A 15,705-nucleotide genomic window follows, 5' to 3' on the forward strand; every position below is an offset into this window, starting at 1 on the left:
AATTTTCAAAGGATCCCGGCATTCGCCATACACGCACCCGTACATCGAAACCAATACGACCATTGCCATCAGTTTTTTCATACACGCTCCTGTTTTTCGAGGAGCCTAGACTTATGGCTTGGTAAGCGCTATCGCCTGCTTCCGGTTAAAGGGTGGGAAGTTTCCGATATATCGCCGAGGCGTGTAGGACGTCGCGCTTATCAAGCGGCGCCGATACGCTTGATGCGGGATAAAAAAACGCGGCCCCTGGGCCCATGTGGTTCATTTGAGAAAAATGAAGGACCTGTGGCGAGGGAGCTTGCTCCCGCTCGGCTGCGAAGCAGTCGTAAACCGGCGGGTGCGGTGTGCCTGATGCTCCGCATTTGGCAGGTTTGGGGGCCGCTTCGCGGCCCAGCGGGAGCAAGCTCCCCCGCCACGGGTTTGTCGATTGCCTCAAGTGAACAGCATTAGGTCCTTGAACCGCGTTCTTTCCACCTGATCGTTACTGAGACTTGGTTTCAGTAGTCGTCGTCGGTTTGACTGCTGGCTTCTTCGCCGGCTCGGCCTTTTTTACCGGTGCCTTGGTCGGCGCTTTTTTAGCCGGGGTCTTGGCAGCTGGTTTTTTCGCCGCCGGTTTGGCCGTTGCTTTCTTGGTTGGCTCAACTTTCGCCGGAGCAGGCGCTGGTGGTTCCACAGATGCGGGTGCTGGGACGGGCGCAGGCGTTGGAGCAGGCGCTACCGGCTCGGGTGCCTTGACCGGCTCCGGCTTCTTCTCGTCATCCGAGCCACCAAACAGGTTGCTGAAGAAGTTGCCCTTCTTCGCCGCCACCGCGCCGGCAGCGGCGGCCGTTGCAGCCGGCGCGACCTTGGCCGGTTCGAACGACTTGCCGGCCGCCAGGTCTTCAACCTGGCTGGCAGCCCGCTGGCCGCTGCGCAAGGCGCCTTCCAGGGTGCCCGGATACAGGGTATCGGTGTGTTCGCCGGCAAAGGCTACACGCTGCAACGGTTTTTCCCACAGACGCCAGTACTTGCTGATCTGGCCCGGGCCAAAGGCCAGGTACGCGCCGCCCGTGGACGGGTCGGTGCTGTAGCGGCGGATTTCATAGCCGGTGAACGCGCCACGGGCCTGTGGATAAAACGCGTGCAGGCGGATCAGCACCTGATCGACCATCTGCTTGTCGCCGAAGGCCTGCATCACCCGGGCGTTGTCGCCGGACAGGTTGATGACCACGTTGGCGCCGCCCTTCATGGCCGGCTCGATCCACATCATGCCCAGGCCGGCGTTACTGTAGATTTCGCCCGACATGCGTGCCTTGCTGTCCCAGACCGGGGTCTTGAACTTGAGCATGATCTGGTCGCGCCAACCGTAGTTGGTGCCCTTGATCGCGCCTTGATGCTGGGCGTCCAGGGCCGGGGTCAACTGGATCTTGTTCAGCGCCCGCAATGGCACCGCCAGCACTACGTAGTCAGCCTGGTAACCCACGCTGCCGACCTTGACGGTCACGCCGTCCTTGTCCTGGGAGATGGCCGACACCGGCGAGTTGGTCTTGATGGTTTTCAGTTGCTTGACGAACGCCTGGGCCAGGGTCGGACTGCCGCCGAGCAGGCGCGAGGCCCGCAGGTCGCGGTCGGACACGCCACGATAGACGCGGTTCTGCTGGGCGAAATACAGCAGCGACAGGCGCGAAGGTTCGTCATAACGGGTGCGAATTTCCTGGTTCACCAACTGACGCGCCGTGGCCGGCAGTTGTAGACGATCGAGCCAGTTGGAGACGGTGATCTGGTCCAGGGCGTGCAACGTGTTGTTGGCCGCCGGGTTCTGCGGGTCTTCGATGGAGCGCGCCAGGTCGTCCAGGGTGGTTTCGTAGCGCTTGAGGGCTTCGGCGGTGGCCGGCTGCTTGGTCGCCAGGTCGGCGGCGGTGAAGTAGGTGCCGTCGATCAGGTAGCTGGGGGTACGCACGAACTCCGGGGCCGGCGTGGTGCTCAGCTTGAAGGTCGAGACGTACTTGTTCAGCACCGGCTGCGTCTTCTCATTGCCGATCCACTCGCTGGTGGCCATGCCCGAGCGACCGCCCAGGTCCGGCTTGGCTTCCAGCAGCGTCACGGCCCAGCCTTTGTTCTGCAGCTCATAGGCCGCGGTGAGTCCCGCCAGGCCGCCGCCGATGACGATGGCCGTCGGTTGTTTGTCCTTGGCCAGCGCCGAAACGCTGAACAGCCCTATCATCACCAGCGCACAGGCGCGCAGCCAACCAGCAGACATTCAACGAACTCCGGATTAAACGTAGGAAATTTCAGCTTTCGAGCCAGGCGGCTCTCGGTTTTTCGAGCCAGTCGGCTCAGGGAACGGCGAAGAATACGACAGCCATCAAAGCGCCGCCAGCGGCGTCTATCGCCTCGCTAAAAGTAGCGCCAGCGACACAATGGGTTGTCCCCACGGCCGCCATTGCATAGGCTTGCGCGATTGTTTTGCCCGCGCCCGCCGCGAGCCGCCTCGAGGAGACTGTAAATGGGCCTGAATAACCAGTGGATGCAACGCGACCTCGCGGTGCTATGGCATCCCTGCACCCAGATGAAAGACCACGAACAGCTGCCACTGATCCCCATCAAGCGCGGTGAAGGCGTGTGGCTGGAAGATTTCGAAGGCAAGCGCTACCTCGATGCCGTCAGTTCCTGGTGGGTCAACGTGTTCGGCCATGCCAACCCGCGCATCAACCAGCGCATCAAGGACCAGGTCGATCAGCTGGAGCATGTGATCCTGGCCGGCTTCAGCCATCAGCCCGTGATCGAACTGTCCGAGCGCCTGGTGAAGATGACGCCCGAGGGCCTGACCCGGTGCTTCTATGCCGATAACGGCTCGTCCTGCATCGAAGTGGCGATGAAGATGAGCTTCCACTACTGGATCAATCGCGGCCGGCCGGACAAGAAGCGCTTCGTCACCCTGAGCAACAGCTACCACGGCGAAACCATCGCGGCGATGTCGGTGGGTGATGTGCCGTTGTTCACCGAGACCTATAAGGCGCTGTTGCTGGACACGATCAAGGTACCGAGCCCCGACTGCTACCACCGCCCCGAGGGCATGGGCTGGGAGGAACATTCGCGCGCGATGTTCGCCGCCATGGAGCAGACCCTGGCCGAGCACCACGACACGGTGGCGGCGGTGATCGTCGAGCCACTGATCCAGGGTGCCGGCGGCATGCGCATGTACCACCCGGTGTACCTGAAGTTATTGCGCGAGGCGTGCGACCGCTATGGCGTGCACCTGATCCATGACGAAATCGCCGTCGGCTTTGGCCGCACCGGGACGATGTTCGCCTGTGAACAGGCCGGCATCACGCCGGACTTCCTCTGTCTGTCCAAGGCCCTGACCGGCGGCTACCTGCCGCTGGCGGCGTGCGTGACCACCGACGAGGTCTACAGCGCGTTCTACGACGACTACCCGACCCTGCGCGCCTTCCTGCATTCCCACAGCTACACCGGCAACCCGCTGGCCTGCGCGGCGGCCTTGGCGACGCTGGATATCTTCGAAGAAGACAACGTCATCGAAAACAACCAGGCCCTGGCCCAACGCATGGCCAGCGCCACCGCGCACCTTGCCGATCACCCGAACGTCGCCGAAGTACGCCAGACCGGCATGGTGCTGGCCATCGAGATGGTGAAGGACAAGGCCAGCAAAACCGCGTATCCGTGGCAGGAACGGCGTGGCCTGGCGGTGTTCCAGCATGCCCTGGAGCGCGGTGCGTTGCTGCGGCCGTTGGGTAGCGTGGTGTACTTCCTGCCGCCGTATGTCATCACCCCGGAGCAGATCGACTTTCTCGCCGAAGTGGCCAGTGAAGGCATCGACATCGCCACCCGGGACAAGGTCAGTGTGGCGGTGCCGAAGGATTTTCACCCGGGCTATCGTGATCCGGGCTGAACCTCGGTCTTCTTGTTGGAACACTATTGTGGCGAGGGGATTTATCCCCGCTGGGCTGCGCAGCAGCCCTAAAACCGGATACCCCGGTGCTTCAGGCAAATCGCGTTGGATGTATTTGGGGCTGCTTCGCAGCCCAGCGGGGATAAATCCCCTCGCCACAGGTGCCGGGAGCATCCATAGCACCATTAACTTTTTCAGAGATTCGACATGAGACTGTCCCGCTTCTTCATCGACGCCCCCCTGAGCCTCGGCGACCACGAACTGCCCGAAGCCCAGGCCCATTACATCGGCCGGGTGCTGCGCATGGCCGAGGGCGATGCGGTGCAAGTGTTCGATGGCTCCGGCCAGGAGTTTCGCGGCACGTTGGCCGAAGTCGGCAAAAAGCGCGTGCGGGTGCAGTTGGACGAGCAGTTCGCCGGACAACTTGAATCGCCGTTGCGTATCCACCTCGGCCAGGGCCTGTCCCGAGGCGAGCGCATGGATTGGGCGATCCAGAAAGCCACGGAGCTGGGGGTCAGCGAGATCACGCCGATTTTCAGCGAACGTTGCGAAGTGCGCCTCAAGGACGAACGCGCCGACAAGCGCCTGCTGCACTGGCGCCAGGTGGCGATCAGTGCTTGCGAGCAGTGCGGGCGCTCGACCGTGCCGGTGATTCATCCGCCGCTGCTGCTGACTGACTGGTTGAAGCAGGCCGAGGCCGAACTGAAGCTGGTGCTGCACCCGGTGGCCGAGCCGCTGGTCAGTCATGACAAACCGTCGACCCTGGCCTTCCTGATCGGTCCCGAAGGCGGGTTGTCGGATGCCGAAGTCGAGCAGGCCAAGACCGCCGGCTACCAGGCCGCCCGCCTCGGCCCACGCGTGCTGCGCACCGAAACCGCGCCGGTGGTGGCCCTGGCCGTGGCGCAGCAGTTGTGGGGGGATTTCTAGTGTCCTGCGGATAATGTGGGAGCGGGCTTGCTCGCTCCCACAGTGGTTTGGTGGTGGTCATGAGTTAGAGCACATAAAACAGAATCGCCACGAAGTGCAGCAGGCTGCCGGCGATCACGAACAGGTGCCAGATGCCATGGGCGTGGCGCAGCCGGTGGTCGAGGGCGAAGAAGATGATGCCGACGGTGTATAACACGCCGCCCGAGGCCAACCAGGCGAACCCGGTGCTGCCCAGGGCCGCCAGCAGGGGCTTGACCGCCACCAGCACGATCCAGCCCATCACGGCGTAGATCACGATCGACAGGATCCGCGCTTCGGAACGCGGCTTGATCTCCTGCAAGATACCAATCACGGCCAGCCCCCAGACGATCCCGAACAACGTCCAGCCCCACGGCCCGCGCAGGGTCACCAGGCAGAACGGCGTATAACTGCCGGCGATCAGCAGGTAGATCGAAAAGTGATCGACCTTCTGCATGATTTCCTTTTTGCGCCCGCGCACGCTGTGGTAGACCGTCGAAGCGCTGTACAGCACCAGCAAGGTGAACCCATAGATGGCCACGCTGACGATCTTCCACGGATCGCCGGCCATCCCGGCAATCACCAGCAGCCACACCGCCCCGATAAAAGCCGCGACCGCCCCGACCAGGTGCGTCCAGGCGTTGAGTCGTTCCCCGTGATACATCCAATCCCCCCTCACATTCCAAAACAGACGCCAAGGCTCAGGCTTGGCGCTGCAAAGTGCAATGTTTGTTGATTTAATCATTGGATGATCGTTCCCACGCTCCGCGTGGAAATGCAGCCCGGGACGCTCCGCGTCCCAAAGCGGACGCGGAGCGTCCATTGAGGCGTTCCCACGCAGAGCGTGGGAACGATCACATCCCTAGGCCAATTGGGGCACAATCGGGCGATACGAATAAGAGTCCGCCCCATGCTGATCGACGAAGAATTGACCCTGAAGAAACTGGAGGTGTTCCTGGCCTTCATGCGCACCGGCAACCTGGCGCGGGCAGCGGCCGAGTTGCAGACCAGCAACGTCAGTGTGCACCGGGCCATTCACTCGCTGGAAAGCGCCCTGCGCTGCCCATTGTTCAAGCACGAAGGGCGTAACCTCACACCGCTGGAAAGCGCTTACGTGCTGGAAGAGCGGGCGCAGAAGCTGATCCAGGACGTGGTCGACAGCGTGCGCCTGACCCGTGAAGCCGCCGGGTTCTCCGCCGAGCGCTTCAAGCTCGGCTCGCTGTATTCGTTGACGGTCAAGACCGTGCCGCAACTGATCATGGGCCTGAAGATCCGCCGCAGCGAACTCAATATAGACCTGATCATGGGTTCCAACATCGACCTGCTGTACAAGCTCAAGAACATGGAGGTCGATGCGATCCTGGTGTCCCTGGACGACAGCGTCAACGACCCGGACTGCGAGCAGATTGCGCTGTTTTCCGATGACATCTTCCTCGCCACGCCAGCCGACTCACCCTTTGCCCAGCGCAGCGAAGTCGACCTGGCCGAGGTTCGCGACGAGACATTCATCACCTTGACCCAGGGTTTCGCCACACATCAGGACGGGATTCGGGTGTTCAAGCAGGCGGGGTTCGAGCCGAAGGTGGCGATGCAGGTCAACGACATCTTCACCCTGCTGAGCATGGTCAGCTCCGGGGTGGGTTATGCCTTGCTGCCCGGCCGGATCGCGGCGGTGTATGAAAACCGGGTGAAACTGATCCCATTGCAGGAAAAGTACCGCTTGCAGCAGCACATCGGCGTAGTGTTTCTCAAGGCCAAGGAACGGGATCCGAACCTGCTGGCGCTGTTGGCCGAGTGCCGGATGTATGCCAATCGCCAGGCCTGAAATCGTGCCGCCCCCCATCGCGAGCAAGCTCGCTCCCACATTGATTTGTGTCATCCCCAACATCTGAGTACGACACAAAACCTGTGTGGGAGCGAGCTTGCTCGCGATGAGGCCAGCCCTGTCAGCAAAAAGCCTAAGCCCTATCCGATCAACCCCCGCATGATCAGGAATAACAACGAAGGCCCCAGCAGACACCCAAGCGCCGTATAGAACGCCGCCGTCAGGCAGCCATAGGGCACCAGCTTCGGATCAGTGGCCGCCAAACCACCGGCCACGCCGCTGGAGGTGCCCATCAAGCCACCGAAGATCACCGCGCTGCGGGGATTATTCAGACCAATCATCGGTGCCACGAACGGTGTCGCCACCATCACCAGGATCGCCTTGATCAACCCAGCGGCAATGGACAGCGCCATCACTTCGGAACTGGCACCGATAGCCGCCCCGGTCACCGGCCCGACGATATAGGTCACCGCCCCCGCGCCGATAGTGGTCAAGCTCACCGAATCGGTATAACCGAAGGCCATCGCCACGCCGACACCGGCAATGAATGACGTACCGACACCGACGAACAACGCCAGCACGCCAACGAAACCGGCACGCTTGAGTTCTTCGATGCTCACGCCGAACGCCGTGGCGACGATGGCGAAGTCCCGCAGCATGGCACCGCCCAGCAGGCCAATCCCAGACAGCAGGGGAATGTCCACCACGCCCTTCTGCCCGCCAGTCATTGCCCCGCCTATGTAGGAGAGCACCAGCCCAAGCAGAATGGCGATGGCCGAGCCATGCAACCGACCTTTGGTGAACGTGTTGCTGATCCAATAGGACACCCACATGGTGATGCCGACAATGGCGAAGCCGCTGATCAGGCCGTAGCCGGTGATGACTTTCATCATGGATTCGTACATGGCAATCACCCGACCGTCTTAACGGAAACATCGGCCTGGGAATCTTTGTTGCCAATGCGCACCAGCACCGGCACCAACGCGAAGGCAATCACCACTGCCAAGGTGCCAGCCAGGATCGCCATAGGTCCGCCCTTGAGCGCACCGTAGACGTTTTGCTGCGCCGCCATCGCCACCACGATGGGAATGTAGACCGCGCTCCAGAATTCCACGCCGGCCTCGGACTTACCCTTGAACAGGCCACGCTTGCCCAGATAACTGCCCAGGCCGATCAACAGCAGCATCGCAATGCCGACGCCGCCGACGTTGGCCGGCACGCCAATCAATTTGCCCAGCAGCTCGCCGATAAAAATACCCGCCAGGGTACAAAAGGCCAGAAACGCCACACCGTAAATAATCATTGTCGTAGTCCTCAAAGTGCATCGTCGAAGTTGTTGTTTTTGTGCTTCGCCAGCTTGAGTCGGTGTCTAGGGTTGGCGGCTTCCCTCCTCACGCAACAGCGCCTGCAAGGTATCGAGCCGGGCACCGTCGAAGGCAATGACGGTGCCCTGCTCGAACACCCGGCGCGCCAGCCCGGTGAGTACCGCGCCGGGTGGCAGTTCGATCTGTAGCCGCACGCCGCGTTCGTAGGCGCTTTGCACGGTGCCGCGCCAATCGACCACGCGGCACATGTTAAAGGCCAGGTCGTCGCGCAGAGCATCGGTCTTGGTCACCGGTCGGGCGCGGCTGCCACTGAGATAGCCCAGCGTCGGTGTTTTCAACGGCACATCGAGGAATGCCTGGGCCAATGTCCGCGCCGGGACCTCCAGCAACGGGCAGTGGGACGGCACGCTCACCGCCAACCGGCAGGCCTTGGCGGCGCCTTGGCGGCGGGCCCGCTCAGCGACGAGGCGCATGGCTTCGTCGCTGCCGGCAATGACCACCTGATTATCGGCATTGATATTGGCCAGGTAGACCGGCGTCGTTTCACCGTGCACCTGCTCCAGCAAGGCTTCTACTGCCGCCAGATCCAGGCCGATGATCGCGCTCATGCCGTAGCCTTGCGGATACGCCTGCTGCATCAGCTCACCCCGCAGGCTGACCAGCCGCAGCGCATCCTCGAAGCCCAGCGCCCCGGCAACGACCGCCGCCGGATATGCACCGATGGACAGCCCTGCCACATAATCCGGCGCGGGGGCTTGTTCCAGCAATCGACGGGCCGCCGCCACGCCTGCGATCAGCAGGCACAGCTGCACGGCGCGGGTCGATTGCAACGCCTCGGCGCTGTCCAGTCGCAAGACGTCTTCACCGAGCACATCCCCCGCCTCGTCCAGGATCAGCGGCGCCAGCCCATGGAGCATGCCCACGCGCTGCGCACCCTGGCCGGGAAAGACGAAGAGGCTGCTCACGCGACCTGCTCCACGCAAGGCTGCCAGGGGTCGCTCACCAGCCGGGCCTGAACATCGTCCTTGAGCAAGACTCGAGGCGACGAACCCGCCCATTCCCGCAGGGCCACGGCGCCGCAAGGCGTTTGCAACTGCATGTCCACGGCGCATACCGAAGCATCCAGTAGCGCCAGCAAATCCCTGGCCTGGAGACGATCCAGACAGTGCGGTGTGCGCAGGATCAGGTCCAGGTCGCTGCGCTCGTGCAGCGCCTCGATGCCGCTGGCGAGTTCGAACCCGGCGCTGCCGCTGACGCCCCAGGTCCAGCCACTGCCATCGAGCAGCGGGCGTAGCCGGGCCAGGGCGTGCAGGGCCGGCAGATCGCGCGGCGACTCGACCTGGCACAGGTCCTCCGGGCGCACCCGGCGCTGGATCGCAGCCATCGGCATCGACGTGGCGTAACGCTGCGCCCTGGAGCGCCCGCGCACGCCCACCGCGACATCCCCGGGCAAGGTCAACGCCCGGCGCACCACCACCGGTTGGCCGAGGCCGAGGCTCTCGACGGCCCAGCGTGGCGCATCCGCAGGCAAGTGCTCCGGCGTCATTCCCCAGAGCAGGTCATGGGCCAGGAACCCGTTCACCACTGCGCGCTCAACAATTGACGAACCGTGCTGGAGGCGGCCCGATGGGTCGCACCGAGGCGGCTGCGCAAGTCGCGAGGCGCATTGGCGACATCGATGATCGCTTGTTGCAGGCAATCGGTGACCCGGGCCAGATCGGTCGCGCAGGGCTGCTCGATCTGCTCCACCGACAAGGTTTCCCACAGCAGGCCCAGGCTGGCAAAACTGTCGATGTCGTAGGCCATCGGCGGCACGCTGGCGGCCAAGGCTTCAAGCTCTTCGACACTGCGCAAGGTCACCCGCGCCGCCGAGGCCTTGCCCATGGCGTGGACCATCACCCCCGGATCACGCAGTGCAATCAGTCGGTTGGCCTGGTAGCCGTGGGCCAGGAACGCCCCGGACATCGCCTTGCCCACCAGCAAGCCAATCACCGGATGTCCGGCCAGTCGCGCACGGGCATAGCTGTCCGCCGCACCGGCCAAGGCCTGATGAATGCCCAGGGCTTCTTCGCGCCGGCCATAGGCCTGGCTCGGTACATCGACAATCGCGATCAACGCACGCTTGTGGGTGGCATCGCGGTCGGCGTCGATGGCATCGTCCACGGCTTTGGCCAGGCCCCAACCCTCGAGCAAACCGACTTCGCCATTGCGCGCCCGGGGAAAACGACTGTCGGGATCCGCCACCACCGCCAGCAGGCGCACGTGTTGCCCGCCCAGCGTGACGTCCGCGACTTTCAACGAAGCAGGCAATCCTTCCAACGGTTTGGCGCCGCCACTCAAGGCCTCGAACCAGCGCAAGCCTCTCAACGAATACGAGCTCATGAGCGTTCTCCCTGATACAGCTGACGAACCGTGGCCGGTTCGATTTGCACGCCGGTGTCCAACCGCTCCAGGCGTTGCAGGAACAGTTCGGCCTGGCCGCTGCGGTGTTCGACGGGAACGCCCAGGTGCAGCAGTTGGCTGACCTGCTGGCGGATCCGCGCCACGTCATCGGCGACGTAACGGTCCACCAGGCCGGTGGCGAAACGCTGTTCGCCTCCGGTCAGGCTCCAGATGAAGGGTCGGTCGCGGGAATCGTATTCGTCGATCCCGGCCTCTTGTTCGATCACTTGTGGGCCGTTCAGGCCCAGCCGGGCTTCCTGGGTCACCAGCAGATAACTGCACAGCCCGGCGGCGATGGACATGCCGCCGAAGCAGCCGACACTGCCGGCCACCACGCCGACCACCGGCTGGTATTGGCGCAGGTCGACAATCGCCGAATGAATCTCGGCAATCGCCGCCAGCCCGAGGTTGGCTTCCTGCAACCGCACGCCACCGGTTTCCAGCAGCAGTACGGCACAGGTTGGGATGCCTTTGCGGTTGTCCTCGGCGGCCAGCTCCAACGCACCAGCAATCTTCGCCCCGCCGACTTCACCGAGGCTGCCGCCCTGGAACGCGCCTTCGATGGCGGCGATCACCACCGGCAGGCCATCAATGCTGCCCTTGGCGATCACTACGCCGTCGTCGCTTTGCGGCACCACGCCCTGGCGCAGCAGCCAGGGCGACATGATGCGCTGGAAGGGATCGAGCAATTCGCGGAACGTACCGTCATCGAGCAAGGCCTTGGCCCGTTGCCGGGCACCGAGTTCGACGAAGCTGTGCTTGTTGAGCAGCGCTGTACTGTCAGTCATGGCCGATCTCCTCGAAGCCTTGTTCCAGGCGCAGACGCACCACGCCGGGGGTGGCGCCGAAATCGTGGATGTCGATGGACAGGGCCGGTGGCGTCTGACCGTCGAACATGCGGGCGAACAGATGTTGCCAGCGTTGCTCGCTGCCATTGACCGAGGTCTGCACCTGGATCGTCAGCTTGCCCGCCAAGCCAGGTTCGATCAGCACTTCCAGGTCGCCCGAGCCGACGCAGCCCACCAGCGCCCGGCCCCGTGGCGGCTGCCCGGCGGGGAATTCAAAGGATAAGGTTTCCATCAGCACACTCCTGGGAAGAGGCCATCGCCGCGCTCGATACGATCGAGGAACAGGCAGGCGGCGAGCAGGTCGGCAGCGCCGCCGGGCGAGGCGTTCAAGGCAATCAGTTGTTGATCCAGCGCGTGCAATTGGCGACGACCGCCCAGGCTCGCACTGCCACCGGCATCGAGCACCGCTCTGGCGCCTTGTTGCATGGCCTGCAAACCCGGCTCGCCAGCGCGGTAGAGCACGCAGGTGTCGGCCAGGGTGGTCATGATCGCCAGCAAGGCATCGAGCCGAGCGTTCTGCTCACCCGCCCCCGCCGCGCGGCTGCGCTTGAGTTGCGGCAGGCCGAGGCCGGTCACCGCCGGGAACGCCAGTTGCGCCTCTTCCCGGGCACCGCGCACGCCGTAGCGCTGGGCGACCTGGGCGCCGTGGCTCAAGGGTTGGGGCGCATAACGGTCGTTGAGCAAGGCCAGGCGGGCGGCACGTAAAGCAACGGCGCTGGCGACACTGGATTCAGGTTCCAGCGCCGCAGCGGCCACGAGCAAGCCCAAGGCCCAGATCGCGCCTCGGTGGGTGTTCACTCCGCCCGTGGTGACGAGCATCGCAGCTTCGCCCTCACGGCCGATCCGGCCGAGGGCTTCGCGCAACGGCAGGCCGATCTCGCCGCAATCGAGGGCGGCTTCGGCCATTTCCTTGAACGCCGGCCACAGCGACAGCGCCGAAGCATGCATCAGGCCCAAGTGCAAATCGGTATGGGCACCATTGCCGCGACGGTCCACCAAGGCCGGTTTAGGTGACAGGTCGGCTTCGTCGATCAGTGCATCCACCGCCATGTCCGCCAGACGTTCGGCCAAGGACAGTTTTTTCGGTTGCAGGTTGAAGGCGTGCATTTACCAGCTCCTGAACTTGGCGGGCGGGTTGTAGAGGCCACCGGACCACTCCACCAGATCGGCCACGCTCTTGGCTGCAAGCAGCTCGCGGGTGGCGTCGGTCCGGCGAATGCCGAGGTCTTCGGGCAAGGCGATCAACCCTTCGCGGCGCATGCGCGCGGTGTCTTTCGGATCATGGCGCAAACCGATGGCGGTGACCCCAGCCACGGCGGCGATCATCGCCTGGCGCTCTTCCAGGCAACGAGCCTTATACAGGTAGGCGATGCCCTCTTCGGTCAGCAGGTGGGTGACGTCGTCGCCGTAGATCATGATCGGCGCCAGGGGCATGCCGGCTTTCTTCGCCACGTCCACCGCATCGAGGGTCTCGACGAAGGTCGGTTTGCCGCCCTCCTGGAACGTCTCGACCATCTGCACCACCAGTTTCTTGCCACGCTCGAGCAACGGCGCGTCACCATCGCCGTGGCGCATGTCGAGCCAGGCCGGCGTGCCGTGGCGGCGACCCCGCGGATCGTGGCCCATGTTCGGCGCACCACCGAAACCGGCCAAGCGGCCACGGGTCACCGTTGAGGAATGACCGTCGCCGTCCACTTGCAGGGTGGCGCCGATGAACAGGTCCACCGCGTATTGCCCGGCCAGTTGGCAGACCATGCGGTTGGAACGCAGCGAGCCATCGCGACCGGTGAAGAACACATCCGGTCGCGCGGCGATGTAGTTTTCCATGCCCAACTCGGTGCCAAAGCAATGCACGCTTTCGACCCAGCCGCTTTCGATGGCCGGGATCAGGGTTGGGTGCGGATTGAGGGTCCAGTTACGGCAGATCTTGCCCTTCAGGCCGAGGGATTCGCCGTAGGTCGGCAGGATCAATTCGATGGCGGCGGTGTTGAAACCGATGCCGTGATTGAGGGACTGGACGTTGTGCTTTTCGTAGATTCCACGGATCGCCATCATCGCCATCAACACGTGCACAGGCTTGATGTGGCGCGGGTCGCGGGTGAACAGCGGCTCGATGTAGAACGGCTTGTCGGCCACCACCACGAAATCGACCCAGGACGCCGGGATATCCACCCGTGGCAGGTCACTGACGTCATCCACCAACTGGTTGACCTGGACAATGACAATCCCGTCGCTGAACGCCGCCGGCTCGATCAGCGCCGGCGTGTCTTCGGTGCTGGGGCCGGTGTAGATATTGCCGGCGCGGTCGGCCATGAAACCGGCCGAGAGCACCACGTTGGGGATCAGGTCCACCACCAGCCGGGCATACAGCTCGATGTAAGTATGAATCGCGCCGATTTCCAGCAGGCCGTCTTCCAGCAATTGGCTGATGCGCAGGCTCTGGGTGCCGGCGAAGGAGAAGTCGAGCTTGCGGGCAATGCCGCGCTCGAACAGGTCCAGATGCTCGGAACGGCCGACGCTGGGCATGATCATGTGCAAATCGTGCAACTTCGAAGGGTCGACTTTCGCCAGCGAGCGCGAGAGAAAATCCGCCTGCTTCTGGTTATTGCCCTCCAGCACCACACGGTCGCCGGGCAGGATCAACGCCTCCAGCGCCGCGACGATCCTGTCGGTGGGCAACACCACTCCATCGGCAAGCCCCTTCACCAGCCCGAGACGCCGCTGCTTCTCGCTGCGCCGCCGCGTCCAGCGCGAGTCGGGGGATATTGTTGTTGTCATGACCACTCCACGGGTTCGCTGTCGTGGGGGTTACCTTAGGAGTGTTGTGGCGAGGGCATCAATCAAGCTCAGCAGCGGATCGTTACGGTTGGAGTAATGGTGAGGAAAAAGACCCAGTCCCCTGTGGGAGCCGAGCTTGCTCGCGATGACGGTGGATCAGTCAACACTGAGCCGGCAGACAGTCCGCTATCGCGAGCAAGCAAGCTAGCCCCCACAAGGATTGCGTTTGGCTTTGGATTTTGTAGCGGCCAGCAGGGATCAACTCATACTCATCAATTGCCGAACCCGTTCGAGCAGTTCTACCGCACTCTCAATCAGTTGGATAAGAAGCGCGTCATCTTCATCCATGTAGCCCTCGTACTCGGCAAGGTTGCGCCGCTCATGGCATAGGGCGAATAGCCGGACCTGCACTTTGGTGACATCCGCCGTATGAACCAGGCATTGAAAGACCAGATAACGCTTGTCCGAACGATAGCCGCTCAAACGTAACGCCGTAAGGGCGGCGGCATGGGCGGCGTTGTACGCCAGGTCGAATCGACTGGCAAACGAAAGGGACACTGTTTGCGCATCTGTCAGGCGGTCCATTGCAGAACGCACCAAGCCCTCACATTCCTGGCGATCCGGCGGTTCTGCTTTGAGGCTGCCGCTACGTAACAGATTTTCCAGGCTTTCCTGCTTGCCCATCCTTGGACTCCAAAGGGTCTTCACCCAGCAAGTTGATCTTGTCCTGCTGCGCTACCCGAACCACGAAGCTGTTACCCGCCGCAAATTTTGCGGCCCAGTCCTGGGGCGTGTAGAGCGTAGGGTTAAGAGGACGGCCCAGTTTCTCTTCCAGAGGCATAAGCCGCTCCATCACTTCACTGTAGTGCAGGCCTTCGCCGATCAGCATGAGATCTATGTCACTGGATGCGTTCGCCTGGCCTTTGGCGACGGAACCGTAGACGAATGCCCAACTCAACTGCCTGGAAAACGGCTGCAAGGCTTGGCGCAACGGTTCCGCTATACCCATGGTTTTTTGAACGATGCCCAACAGTTCCGCGTAAATCGGGCAGTTCACATTGGCTTGGTAATGGGTTTGATTGCCCTGACGAGTCATCATCAAGATCCCTGAGTTTTGCAAACGCTCCAACTCCCGCATGAGACTGCCCTTGCCGACTTGAGCCCAGCGAGCAATTTCATTGGCATAGAAACTTTGATCCGGTTTACCGAACAACAGGCCCAGGACCCGTTGCTGAGTGGCCGTGAACAAGGCATCGCTTAGAGAGAGATGATTCATAGAAAAGGCCACAAGTCCCAAAAAGGGAACGATAGGTCCCTTTTTGGGACTTATCAAGTTGGAAGTGGCATTAAACGTAAGCGCCTGGACTTCTGTGAAGCGAGCCTGCTCGCGGTGGCGATGGGTCAGTCAACATTGAGGTTGGGGGCTGTCCCCATTGCGAGCAAGCTTTCACCAATAAACCGGCTGAGTGTTTTGACATGGCCATCTGTCGGCTCGGCCTTTCGACCTGTTAGGACTGACAGTAGTCAACTTGCCGTTTACAGCGCCCAATGGGCTTCGCACTGGTCGATCTGTCACGTCTTCATGGGGAAAAACAACATGGCTTTTGAAGATTACACATCGTTCGATGACAAAAACTGGAATGGATGGAC

The 15,705-nt window shown here is 62.6% G+C and carries 16 protein-coding genes; 3 read left to right on the plus strand and 13 right to left on the minus strand.

Annotated features, from left to right (window positions below; translation table 11 throughout):
- Positions 1–481: 481 nt before the first annotated feature.
- Positions 482–2,239 carry a flavin monoamine oxidase family protein gene (locus BM317_RS13885; protein ID WP_092177033.1) on the minus strand — a complete coding sequence of 586 codons (1,758 nt, stop codon included), beginning with the start codon at positions 2,237–2,239 and terminating at the stop codon, positions 482–484.
- A gap of 246 nt (positions 2,240–2,485) precedes the next feature.
- On the opposite strand from BM317_RS13885, the gene BM317_RS13890 reads away from it, so the two are divergent.
- Complete coding sequence (locus tag BM317_RS13890) at positions 2,486–3,892, plus strand: adenosylmethionine--8-amino-7-oxononanoate transaminase (RefSeq protein WP_092474641.1); 1,407 nt, start codon at positions 2,486–2,488, stop codon at positions 3,890–3,892.
- A gap of 207 nt (positions 3,893–4,099) precedes the next feature.
- A complete protein-coding gene (locus BM317_RS13895) occupies positions 4,100–4,819 on the plus strand; it encodes a 16S rRNA (uracil(1498)-N(3))-methyltransferase (protein WP_092177029.1) in 720 nt (239 codons plus the stop codon).
- Positions 4,820–4,883: 64 nt separating this feature from the next.
- Here the strand turns inward: BM317_RS13895 and BM317_RS13900 are convergent, their stop codons facing one another.
- Entirely contained in the window at positions 4,884–5,501 is a 618-nt protein-coding gene (locus BM317_RS13900; protein WP_060740225.1) for a PAQR family membrane homeostasis protein TrhA, read from the minus strand.
- Between the two features lie 246 nt (positions 5,502–5,747).
- On the opposite strand from BM317_RS13900, the gene BM317_RS13905 reads away from it, so the two are divergent.
- Positions 5,748–6,662: a LysR family transcriptional regulator gene (locus tag BM317_RS13905; RefSeq protein ID WP_060740224.1), complete on the plus strand. Its 915-nt coding sequence runs from the start codon at positions 5,748–5,750 to the stop codon at positions 6,660–6,662.
- A gap of 140 nt (positions 6,663–6,802) precedes the next feature.
- On the opposite strand, the gene madM is transcribed toward BM317_RS13905, so the two are convergent.
- The 11 genes from madM to BM317_RS13960 all read right to left on the minus strand — a co-directional run bounded on the left by madM (position 6,803) and on the right by BM317_RS13960 (position 15,331).
- Complete coding sequence (gene madM / locus BM317_RS13910) at positions 6,803–7,567, minus strand: malonate transporter subunit MadM (protein ID WP_092170832.1); 765 nt, start codon at positions 7,565–7,567, stop codon at positions 6,803–6,805.
- A 5-nt stretch (positions 7,568–7,572) separates the two neighbouring features.
- A complete protein-coding gene (gene madL, locus BM317_RS13915) occupies positions 7,573–7,965 on the minus strand; it encodes a malonate transporter subunit MadL (protein ID WP_092170813.1) in 393 nt (130 codons plus the stop codon).
- 66 nt (positions 7,966–8,031) lie between these two features.
- On the minus strand, positions 8,032–8,952 hold the full coding sequence (mdcH, locus tag BM317_RS13920) for a malonate decarboxylase subunit epsilon (protein ID WP_092170809.1): 921 nt from the start codon (positions 8,950–8,952) through the stop codon (positions 8,032–8,034).
- Positions 8,949–9,572 (minus strand): malonate decarboxylase holo-ACP synthase, encoded by a 624-nt coding sequence (locus BM317_RS13925; protein ID WP_170842333.1) that lies wholly within the window; start codon positions 9,570–9,572, stop codon positions 8,949–8,951. Before BM317_RS13925 ends, mdcH begins: the two co-directional genes overlap by 4 nt.
- Positions 9,566–10,369 carry a biotin-independent malonate decarboxylase subunit gamma gene (gene mdcE / locus BM317_RS13930; RefSeq protein ID WP_092474644.1) on the minus strand — a complete coding sequence of 268 codons (804 nt, stop codon included), beginning with the start codon at positions 10,367–10,369 and terminating at the stop codon, positions 9,566–9,568. The genes BM317_RS13925 and mdcE overlap by 7 nt, the downstream gene beginning before the upstream one ends.
- Positions 10,366–11,217: a biotin-independent malonate decarboxylase subunit beta gene (locus tag BM317_RS13935; RefSeq protein WP_092474647.1), complete on the minus strand. Its 852-nt coding sequence runs from the start codon at positions 11,215–11,217 to the stop codon at positions 10,366–10,368. Before BM317_RS13935 ends, mdcE begins: the two co-directional genes overlap by 4 nt.
- On the minus strand, positions 11,210–11,509 hold the full coding sequence (locus BM317_RS13940) for a malonate decarboxylase subunit delta (RefSeq protein WP_003206454.1): 300 nt from the start codon (positions 11,507–11,509) through the stop codon (positions 11,210–11,212). The genes BM317_RS13935 and BM317_RS13940 overlap by 8 nt, the downstream gene beginning before the upstream one ends.
- Positions 11,509–12,384, minus strand: a complete 876-nt coding sequence (locus tag BM317_RS13945; protein ID WP_092474650.1) for a triphosphoribosyl-dephospho-CoA synthase — start codon at positions 12,382–12,384, stop codon at positions 11,509–11,511. Before BM317_RS13945 ends, BM317_RS13940 begins: the two co-directional genes overlap by 1 nt.
- Positions 12,385–14,055: a malonate decarboxylase subunit alpha gene (gene mdcA, locus BM317_RS13950; RefSeq protein ID WP_092474653.1), complete on the minus strand. Its 1,671-nt coding sequence runs from the start codon at positions 14,053–14,055 to the stop codon at positions 12,385–12,387.
- Between the two features lie 258 nt (positions 14,056–14,313).
- The gene (locus BM317_RS13955) at positions 14,314–14,739 is read right to left on the minus strand and encodes a hypothetical protein (RefSeq protein ID WP_092474656.1); all 426 of its coding nucleotides are present in this window, start codon (positions 14,737–14,739) and stop codon (positions 14,314–14,316) included.
- Positions 14,702–15,331 carry a nucleotidyltransferase domain-containing protein gene (locus tag BM317_RS13960; RefSeq protein ID WP_092170787.1) on the minus strand — a complete coding sequence of 210 codons (630 nt, stop codon included), beginning with the start codon at positions 15,329–15,331 and terminating at the stop codon, positions 14,702–14,704. The genes BM317_RS13955 and BM317_RS13960 overlap by 38 nt, the downstream gene beginning before the upstream one ends.
- Positions 15,332–15,705 lie beyond the last annotated feature (374 nt).

Origin of the sequence: Pseudomonas sp. NFACC24-1, from assembly GCF_900115235.1 — a bacterium.
GTDB lineage: Bacteria > Pseudomonadota > Gammaproteobacteria > Pseudomonadales > Pseudomonadaceae > Aquipseudomonas > Aquipseudomonas fluorescens_AA.